This is a genomic window from Streptomyces sp. NPDC052910, assembly GCF_055585605.1.
This window is the reverse complement of sequence record NZ_JBVJJR010000002.1, coordinates 1243129-1250008: the sequence shown is the minus strand read 5'-3', so window position 1 is coordinate 1250008 and position 6880 is coordinate 1243129. Positions and strand designations below refer to the sequence as shown.

Sequence of the window (6880 nt, the reverse complement as noted above, 5' to 3'; positions counted from 1 at the left end):
CGCGACGACGTTCAGGCGTACGTCGCCGAGCGGCTCGGTGAGGACGGCGGCGTCCTTGTCATCGACGAGACGGGTTTCCTCAAGAAGGGCGACACCTCGGCAGGGGTACAGAGGCAGTACTCGGGCATAGCGGGCCGTACCGAAAATTGCCAGGTCGCGGTGTTTGCCGCCTACACCTCGTCGAAGGGCCGGACCCTGGTGGACCGGGAGCTCTACCTTCCCAAGTCCTGGACGTCGGACCGGGAACGGTGCCGGGCTGCGAAGGTGCCCGACGGCCGTGGTTTCGCGACCAAGACCGAGCTGGCTCGCGTCCTGGTGACCCGGGCCCTGTCCTCGCCGCTGCCCGTCTCCTGGGTGACCGCGGACGCGCTCTACGGCCAGGACTGGCACTTCCGCCGCATGATCGAGGAAGCCGGCCTCGGATATGTCGTCGCCGTCCCGAAGTCACAGCAGGTCAAGTCCCTCGCCGGGTGCTGGCGCATCGACCATCTCATCGGCGATGCCCCGGACGACGCCTGGGAACGGCTCTCGTGCGGTGACGGCGCCAAGGGCCCACGCGTCTACGACTGGGCGGCCGCCCAGCTGCCCGCCGTCCCGTTCTTCGACGGCGGTGAGCCCTCCCACCGCCGGTGGGTGATGGCCCGCCGCAGCATCTCCCGGCCCGACGAGATCGCCTACTACCTGGCCCACGCTCCCACCGGCACTACTGTTGACCAGCTGGTCAAGGTTGCCGGCAGCCGCTGGGCCATCGAGTCGTGCTTCCAGAGCGCGAAGAACGAGTGCGGCCTGGACCAGTACGAAGTCCGCCGCTACCCCGCCTGGTACCGGCACATCACCCTGGTGATGCTCGCCCACGCTTTCCTGGCCGCCATGACTGCCCAGGCCAGAAGCGAAAGGGGGGCCGCAGAAACGGATCACCCCTCGCCCCGCTCAGCCTGGCGGAAATCAGGCGGCTCATGGCAGTTGGCCTCTCTCGGACAGCCCACCACCAACGTCGCCATGTCGATCGGGCACTGAGGTGGTCCTGCTGGCGCCGACGCCATCAGGCCACCGCCATGCGCTGCCACTACAAACGCCGCACCGCCGGTCACGAACTTCCGCGACATGACGGCCAGTCAGCCGACTACACTCAAAAACAGGCCCCTGACCAGCGGCGATAGCGAACTGCAACTGGAGTACTAGGGCAACCGGTGATCCAGAAAGGACGAGGTGTAAATCCGGGAAGTCGCCGCTGTAATGATCTACCAGATGAGCTGGCTCTGCCTTCCGCCCCGTTCGTCAGCGGGCGCGTACGGCGTTGCTCGGCGAAGGGATGGATGGGGGAAGGGGAGCTGCGGCGGACAGGGCAGGGCGTGTTGACCGGGAGGGAGGCCGGGAGTTCCTGTCCGTGGGCCATTTCGAAGGTGAGGTCCACCAGGAGGGCTGCGGGGGCCTTCGCGACAGGTGGAGTGCCCAGTGCGGCTGGTGGGCTGCGTGGCCGCCCCAGATGGTCCAGGTGGGGAGGGAGCCGTTGGTCTTCTGGGCGGCGAAGGCGTCGAACTGTACGCCGGCGGCGTGAGTGCCGGGGCCTGCCAGGTGACGTAGCGGCCGTCGATGGTGTGCTTCCAGCCCGCGTCGGTGAGTGGCCGGGTCGCCTTGGCGATGGCGGTCTCGGTGCTGCTGGTGGACGGCCCGCGGCCCCAGGCGTCCTCGGTGGCGATGCTGTTCAGCAGGGTGCCGACGATTTGGGCCGCGGTTGGGGCTGTGGCCGTGCCGTGCCCCAAGAGGTCGCTGACGGGTGTTTCGTAGGCGGCGAAGGTCCTCTTGATGTCGCGGCCGTCAGCGTCGTGGTCGAAGAGGGCGCGCAGAGTCAGGGATTTGTGGCTGGCGACGGTGGTGTTCTCGTCCCAGGTCCTGACCTTCTCCCAGTCGGCGCGCGAGGCGAGGAAGTCGCGCAGGAGGGCTTCGTGGTCGCCGGCTTCGGCGGCGTACACCGGGACTCTCTCCGGCGCCGGCCGTTCGGGCTCGGATGTCGCCTCGGGCAGGGATGACGGGGGTGTCATCGTGGTGGTGGCCAGGGCCCTGGCAGCGCGGAGCTCGGTGTCGGTGGCGGGTGCGTGGCCGGGGCGGACGGCGTCGCCGTACAGCCGCTGGAACTCCGCGATGGCTTCGGTGGGGGTGTCGTAGGTGAGGGCGACCTGCCGCAGGTGGGCTTCGCCGTGGAGGTGGATGCTGTCACCGCCTCGGTAGGTGCCGACCGCGACGTGGGTCCAGCCGTCGTGGGCGTGGGCGTGGATGATGAGGCGGTCGGAGACGATGTCGTCGTGGATCTCCTGGGCCGCGTCGGAGACTTCGCGGATCTCCTCCCGGTTCAGCCAGTGCATGGGGTAGTCGGTCCAGGTCCACTCGGTGTCGATGTCCTCCTGCAGGCGGGGCGTGACCTCGACCGTGACGCCTGCTTCCCGCAGAGCGTGGGCGGCCCGGTCGGCGTAGTGAGGCTCCTCGTGGCCGATGCGGGCCAAGATCATCGCCTGGTCGCTGGTGGGGCGAAAGCCGTGGACGCTGAGCAGGGCCCGGGCCGCGTACGTGTCGATCCCGGTGATGGTGGCGGTCACTGCGGCGGGGTGTTCGGGGTGCCGCCCGAGCCGGACGTGGGCCTCGAGGGTGGGGTCTGGCATGGGTGCTCGATTCGCGAGGCCCGGCCGGCCGGCCGGGCGGTGGGGTCATCGGGTGACGCGCTGCGAGGAGGAAGCGGGCAGGCCGACGAATCGAGGTACTGCGAGAGCTTCGCCGGGACCTCTGGGAGGCAGACCGATCGCTTCCCTACATCTGGGATCCGGTCGACGAGATCTGACGCTAATCGCGCAGGGGCTGCGCAAGGTTTCAGGGGGGCGTCGCGGCCGTCGCTGCACGCCGACGCCCCGCCGACTCACAGGTGCGTGATCCGCTACTTCCAGCGTGCCGGAGGCGCCCAGAAGGTGTGGACTGACCGGATCCTTGACGAAGCCGACCACACCGAAGTGTAGGTACGCAATTGGAATGTCCCGTTCCGTCGTGTCGACCTGCATGTTCCCGCGATGTCTCAATCGGATGGCCCGCCATTCTGTCTCACGATCTTGGCCCATCAGGCCCTAGAGGGACGGCCCGGACTGCGCCGAGGCGCCGACGAGCGGGATCGTCGCCAGGGTTTCCCAAGTGAGGGTCTACTCGGCGCCGTTGGCGACGACGTCGACCAGCGCGACGGTTTCGAGCCGTAGGGGCGCGTGACCGGGACGAACCCGGCGGAGCCGGCGGTGGATCTGGTGATGGTCCAGGCCGACCTCGACGGTTGACGGTAGCGTCGGATATTGGAACTCTCGGAGTGCCCGGAGCGCTGGCGCAGTTCGTCCCTCCGATCGGCTGTGCTTGCCGAGAGTGGGGAGTCCGTCGGCGACTTCGGACGCTGCGTCCGTGCCGAGTGGACCGTTTGGCCAGGAGAAGTTGGCAGGAACACCGTTGATCGTTGACGCCCCTTCATGAGCATGGTCCAGACCGCTCCAGGCGCATCAAGCCGCGAAGTTGATCTTGCGCGGCTATCGACCGGCAGATACGCAAGAGCGAGAACGAGGATGCCTCGCGACCGTGCGGGCAAGCGTTCGTACGTGCTGCGGCAAGCCGGAACGGGCCGACGAAAGGCATGGCCCACACCCTCCATTATGGACGCATCCTTCAATGACTCCCTGCTGCCTGGAACAAAATTGAAGGTTCCTCGGCGCGCGCTACCGATGCGGCCGGATAGACCCACAGAATCGCATCAGTTCACCGCTCGACCCGCAGGCGCCCGCACGTAGCTGACGAATGCACGTCGAACGGAGACTCGTTCCTCCGTCTCAGTTCGCTCGCCATTCAGGAGGGCACGGGGAGCGCCGGGCAGGTACGACGACCGCGACGAACACGAATGGAAGTGATCGAGGGTGACCGCCGATATTGCCGCCAACAACGACCTGAGCATGGATGCCGCAAAGGGTCGCATGCTGGACTTCCAGAATGGCCTGAGGTTGGCGCATCTGCTGTACGCCGTGGCCGAGTTGGGCGTGGCCGATCAACTCACCGAGGGTCCGCTTCCGGTGGACGAGATCGCCAAGCGCGTTGAAGCGCATCCCAACACGCTGTACCGGGCGATGCGAGCCATCGCCAGCCGCGGAGTGTTCACCGAAGTCACGCCGAGCACCTTTGCGCTCAACACTATGGCTGAGACGCTGCGCTCGGACGTGCCGGGTTCCCTGCGGGATCACTTCCGGTACGAGGGGCAGCCGGCACTGCAGCAGGCGTACGCCGCGCTCGGGCACAGCATCCGGACCGGGGAGTGTGCCTTCGAGCACGTGCACGGTACCGACCTGTTCTCGTATCTGACCGCTCGTCCCGAGCTGGGACAGATATTCAACAACGCGATGGGCGAGATCGTCAGTCATCTCCAGAGCGTCGCGGTCGAGGCTTACGACCTGTCCGGGATTCGGCAGATTGTGGACATTGGTGGCGGCCATGGATATCTGGTGGCCCGAATCCTTCAGCGCTATCCGGAAATGCGGGGTGTGGTGTTCGACCTGCCCAAGGTCGTTCCGGGAGCCAAGGATGTACTCACCGAAGCCGGTGTCATCGACCGCAGCGAGACGGTCAGCGGGGACTATCTGACCTCTGCGCCCGTCGGCGCCGACGCCTACGTGATCTCCCACGTGATACACCAGCTGAGCGACGCAGAAGCGATCACTGTGCTGAAGAACATCCGCGAGGTCATGGATCCGGCCGGCCGGATCGTCATCCTCGATCCCGTGATCCCGGAGGGCGACGTCCCGCACCCCGGCAAGTTCCTGGACATCGTGATGATGGCGCTCACCCCGGGACGGGAACGCACGGAGGCCGAGTTCGTCAGCCTGTTCCAGGCGGCCGGGCTGCGCCACTCGGAAACGGTGGCCCTTTCGGCACCTTCGAGTGTCATCGTGGCCGTGGCCGACTGAGGCAGGCGAGGTCGAGAGGGCTTGGCTGAGGGGTCATCAGGCCGACACGCTTGCCTGCGGGTTCTGGCTCGGGTGGCATAGCGGGGGTTGATCCATGAGGCTGGGCCTCTTGTAGCTCGGGAGTTTGCAGGATCACTCGAGCTCCAGGAGGCCCAGCTTCTGCAGTTTCGCCGCTCGTCAGGCTCATCCTCGCGGGTGATGACGAGCACCGCGTGATCCTCCGCCGGCACACGCGAGCGCATGCTCAGATTCCCAGAACCGCCCGGGCGGTGAGGAAGTAGATCACCAGTCCTGTGGCGTCCACCAGCGTCGTGACCATGGGAGCCGAGACCACAGCGGGATCAATGTGGAGACGTTTGGCCAGGAGGGGCATGGCTCCGCCGACTGTCGCAGCCCATCCGCAGATGATCACCAGTGCGATGCCGACCACAAGAGCAATGTGCGCGCCCACGAACACCGTGCCGAGCGCCATCCCGAGGGCTGCCAGCATCGTTCCGAGTACCACCCCTACCCGACACTCCCGCCAGATGATCGCAGGCAGGTCGGAACCGCGTACCTCACTCACGGCGAGCGCGCGCACGGCGGTGGTCGCTGCCTGTGCCCCGGCGTTTCCGCCTGTGCCGATCAACATCGGAATGAACATGGCGAGTTGGGTGACCCTTTCGAGGGTGCTCTCGAATGCCTGCGTCACCGTCACGGTGAGCGTCGCGGCCAGCAGCAGGAGCAGGAGCCATACGACCCTGTAGCGTGCCAGCTGCCACACGGTCGCCGCCATGTAGTGGCCGCTCCATGGCGCCGATCCTGACTGCCGTGCGACGTCCTCTGTGTCCGCCTCCTCGATCACCTCGACCGCGTCGTCGATGGTGAGCAGCCCGACGAGTCTGTCCTCACTGTCGACGACCGGCAGGTCCAAGGTGTTCGTCTCACGCATCAGACGTGCCGCGTTCTCCGCGGAGTCCGCGGCGTGCGCGGGGGACGTCAGGGACGACAAGGTCAAGAACGTTGCGCCCGGGCGGGCTGAGCACGAGCTCACGCAGCTCGACGACGCCGGTCAGGCGGCGCCCTGCGTCCACCACGGGCAGTGTGTAGATGGTCTCGGCATCCGCTCCCTTGGCGCGGACGTCTTCCAGCGCCTGTCGCACGGTCAACCGCTGGTCCAGGACGACCACCTCGGGCGTCATGTAACGCCCCACAGAGCCTTCCGGGTATCCCAGAAGGGCAGCGGTCACCTGGCGCTCATGCGGGCTGAGTCCCGCCAGGACCCTCTGGACCACCTTGGCCGGGGCCTCACGGAGCATGCGCACGCGGTCGTCGGGCTCAAGCTCTTCCACCAGTTCGCGGAAGGCCACGTCTCGCAGTCCCATCAGGATGGCCTGCTGGTCGACGGGTTCCAACTCCTCGAAGACCTTGATGGCTTCGTCCTTGTCCAGCAGCCGGAACGCGACGACCGCGTCGACTGTGTCCATACGGGCCAGCTCGTCGGCGATGACGTGGGGTGGGCGTTGGCCGAGCAGGAATTGTGCGTCACGCAGGTCGTGACGTTCCAGCGCGTCCTGGAGTTCGGTGGGCATCTGGCCGTCGGGCAGCTGAGTATGCGTCATGGGAGGAGTCACCTCGGCAAGCGGTGGGACGGGATCCTCTACTACGCGAGGGCGCGTACCGACGCCGCCGGCTCCTGAGTGGATCAGCAGCCCTGACTCACAGCAGGGTCAGCTGGAGGGCACCGGTACGCGAGGTTCGACTGGGGGGTTCGCTCCGCATGGCGAACCACCTCCCCTCTCCTCCTCGTGTGGGCACGTCCGTGTGCCATGACAGCGCTGTGATGCCGGAGAGCTGTCGACGATCCCCTGGGCGGGGCTGTGTCGACAGATCAGATCGTCCCGCGACCTGAAGACGGGAGCCAGCTG

The 6880-nt window shown here is 66.9% G+C and carries 5 protein-coding genes; 2 read left to right on the top strand and 3 right to left on the bottom strand.

Annotated features, from left to right (window positions below):
- The coding region (locus tag ACZ6X9_RS10960) for an IS701 family transposase (protein WP_469777614.1) at window positions 1-1017 on the top strand (1017 nt) is incomplete at its 5' end.
- Window positions 1018-1241: 224 nt separating this feature from the next.
- On the opposite strand, the gene ACZ6X9_RS10955 is transcribed toward ACZ6X9_RS10960, so the two are convergent.
- Window positions 1242-2657 (bottom strand): DUF317 domain-containing protein, encoded by a 1416-nt coding sequence (locus ACZ6X9_RS10955; RefSeq protein ID WP_469777613.1) that lies wholly within the window; start codon window positions 2655-2657, stop codon window positions 1242-1244.
- A 1275-nt stretch (window positions 2658-3932) separates the two neighbouring features.
- Between ACZ6X9_RS10955 and ACZ6X9_RS10950 the strand changes: the two genes are divergently transcribed.
- The gene (locus ACZ6X9_RS10950) at window positions 3933-4973 is read left to right on the top strand and encodes a methyltransferase (RefSeq protein WP_469777612.1); all 1041 of its coding nucleotides are present in this window, start codon (window positions 3933-3935) and stop codon (window positions 4971-4973) included.
- 244 nt (window positions 4974-5217) lie between these two features.
- Here ACZ6X9_RS10950 and ACZ6X9_RS10945 read toward each other — a convergent pair whose 3' ends face one another.
- Window positions 5218-5904 carry a magnesium transporter gene (locus ACZ6X9_RS10945; protein ID WP_469777611.1) on the bottom strand — a complete coding sequence of 229 codons (687 nt, stop codon included), beginning with the start codon at window positions 5902-5904 and terminating at the stop codon, window positions 5218-5220.
- Entirely contained in the window at window positions 5897-6574 is a 678-nt protein-coding gene (locus tag ACZ6X9_RS10940) for a magnesium transporter MgtE N-terminal domain-containing protein (protein ID WP_469777610.1), read from the bottom strand. Before ACZ6X9_RS10940 ends, ACZ6X9_RS10945 begins: the two co-directional genes overlap by 8 nt.
- Between the last annotated feature and the right edge of the window lie 306 nt (window positions 6575-6880).

Coding starts and splice junctions, on each gene's coding strand:
- ACZ6X9_RS10955 (WP_469777613.1), bottom strand. CDS start 2,657: ATGCCAGACCCCACCCTCGAGGCCCACGTCCGGCTCGGGCGGCACCCC.
- ACZ6X9_RS10940 (WP_469777610.1), bottom strand. CDS start 6,574: ATGACGCATACTCAGCTGCCCGACGGCCAGATGCCCACCGAACTCCAG.
- ACZ6X9_RS10945 (WP_469777611.1), bottom strand. CDS start 5,904: ATGCGTGAGACGAACACCTTGGACCTGCCGGTCGTCGACAGTGAGGAC.